Here is a 2,525-nt window from a genome sequence, read left to right as displayed (position 1 = left end):
CAACCAAACCTGGTTTAACACACTGATTAGCTTGTTACGCTAATTATCATGACGATTTTATAATCTACACGCCTAAATAACTAATGTTTAATCAAATACTTCAAAATAAAGATTGATACTTTGATTGAAAAATGTATTTTTGCAATCTTAAATTTTTTAAACAAACATGTCTACAACAGATAACCAGACAATTCAACCAACTAAAAAAGGTTCATTTTTACAAGAGAATAATAAGAGCTTACTGTTTATTGCAGGTGCTGTAGTTTTATTAGTTTTAATATATCTTTGGTATCAAGGCGTGTATTTAAAAGGTCGTGCTGAAGAAGCCGCTAGCAAAATGTACAAAGCAGAACAATTTGTTGGCGTAGATTCATTATCAAACAGAGCTGTTAAAGGCGAAGGTGGTTACCCGGGCTTAGAGCAGATTGCTAAAGAATATGATAACACAAAATCGGCAAACTTAGCTAACCTTTACTTGGGTGGTATTTACTTGCGTAAAGGCGAATACAAACAAGCTATAGAGGCATTAAGCAAATATAGCGCTACCGGTAGCCCAGTTGCAGACCCATTGGCTTTAGGCTTATTAGGTGATGCTTACAGCGAATTGAAAGACTTTAAACAAGCGGCTACTTACTATAAAAAAGCAGCAGATAAAGCAAGTAAATTTACTTCACCAATGTTTTTAAAGAAATTAGGACTGGTTAACGAAAGCCAAAATGATTTTAAAGGTGCTGTTGAAGCTTATACTAAAGTAAAAACACAATACCCTGAGAGTGCAGAAGCGCAATTAATTGATGCTTACATTGCAAGAGCTCAAGAAAAAGTTAAATAATCATTAACTAAAACATATTTATGAAAAGATCATCGAAAGATGGTCTTTTTTTTTGTTTAAAAACTTTTCTTAATTGCGATAGCTGGCCCTTCGACTATGCTACCCATTAGCATTATCTCTCATAGAAAAAGTCGTCTTTCGACTGAAGCATCGCGGAATGGAGAGATCTATGAACTAGAAGAATAGATTTAGCTTCGCTGAGCCTTCGGGTTCTCGGCTGCGTTGCACTCCGCTCGAAATGACGACACTCCGAGACACCATTCTCACCAAACAATAGGCATCCTCCCCCACTAATCATTATTTTTTTTCTGGAAATCAAGTGCAGGTGCTTTTGGTTAGTGTAGTCCCGCTCTCCGTTCCTCCCGACGTAAAGTCGGGACCACTTCGATCGGGTTTAGGTGGCGCAGCCAGCAATACTATTTGGGGTTGCATGATGCAGAAAAAGGAAATTGCCTTTATTGAACTGTTTCATACCATGGAAATAAAATCTATACAAAACTGTGTTATTCTACCCTCAATAGCAGTACAAATGTTGCCTTTTAGACCTGATTGAAATGCAAAGCCCACAGCACAGCGAGGACTTGTAATGAAAAGCAGGACGAACATTAAAAAGAACTACTGTAATTGTTCTTCAAATGATCTTTTTGGACTATATTACCTTGAATTTAAATTATAAAAGATCCTTCGCTGCGCTCAGGATGACAACATTTTAGCAAAAACAGGACTATCAGTAAGATTTCTCCGCTACGGTCGAAATGACGGCGTACATGAAGAATGAACGAAATGCTAGTAAACCAATGGCCAATTAACGAATGACTAATGAACCTCTTACTTATTAAAAGCCGTCATGGTGTGGGCGGGCCCAACGGTTACATAGCTTTTAATCAGCTCTACGCTTTTATCAATCAATGCAGGGAGCTCTAATTGCTCATTCTTATCAAACAAACCCAAAACAAAATCAACCTGTCTACCTTTCGGATAATCGCTACCGATACCGAAGCGCAAGCGTGCATAATTTTGTCCGCCACAAACCTCTTCGATGCTTTTTAAACCATTGTGACCAGCGCTAGAGCCCTGTAGCTTTAGCCTCAGCTTACCGAGAGGCAATGCAAGGTCGTCAACAATCACCAAAACATTTTCTGGTGCTATTTTTAACTCCTTCATCCAATAGTTTACGGCTTTACCACTTAAGTTCATAAAAGTAGTTGGTTTAATTACATGGAGTTTACGTCCTTTAAAGCTTACTTCCGAATAATAAGCCAAGCGGATATTCTCGAAACTTCCGTCTAAATTTTTAACCAGTTCATCGGCGATATCAAAACCAATGTTATGTCTGGTATGTGCATAATCTGGTCCGATATTCCCTAAGCCAACTATAAGATATTTCATGGGGGCAAAGGTAGAAGCTTAAAGCGAAAAGACCAAAGACTAAAGCGAAAAGTCGGAAGTCCATGCCGCGAATTTATTCATTTATTTTCAAACAGCTTCTTAATGGATAGCGGAGCTGTTAGCGTTGGGCGATTAGCGGATTAACCTTAATATAAATAAAAAAAGCGTTCCGAATTAATTCGGAACGCTTCATCTTGAAATCAAGAAATCCTAAGAATCCTGATTATTTTTTACCTTTAGCAGCTTCAGTTTCTGCTTGTTTTAATGCTCTAGACATTGCAACAGAAACGATAGTATCTTCAGG

Annotated in this window: 2 protein-coding genes and 1 pseudogene; 1 reads left to right on the top strand and 2 read right to left on the bottom strand. The window is 37.9% G+C overall.

Annotation, left to right across the window (positions count from 1 at the left end; all coding sequences use genetic code 11):
* Window positions 1-166 precede the first annotated feature (166 nt).
* Window positions 167-832 (top strand): tetratricopeptide repeat protein, encoded by a 666-nt coding sequence (locus tag AC1DND_RS25590; RefSeq protein WP_108197625.1) that lies wholly within the window; start codon window positions 167-169, stop codon window positions 830-832.
* An 828-nt stretch (window positions 833-1,660) separates the two neighbouring features.
* Here AC1DND_RS25590 and pth read toward each other — a convergent pair.
* Both pth and AC1DND_RS25580 read right to left on the bottom strand, forming a co-directional pair.
* A complete protein-coding gene (gene pth / locus AC1DND_RS25585; RefSeq protein WP_029278331.1) occupies window positions 1,661-2,221 on the bottom strand; it encodes an aminoacyl-tRNA hydrolase in 561 nt (186 codons plus the stop codon).
* Window positions 2,222-2,444: 223 nt separating this feature from the next.
* A pseudogene (locus AC1DND_RS25580) lies at window positions 2,445-2,525 on the bottom strand (50S ribosomal protein L25); the annotation flags it as partial.

Source organism: Pedobacter sp. 01N416, assembly GCF_056399685.1.
This window is presented reverse-complemented; position numbering and strand designations above follow the sequence as displayed.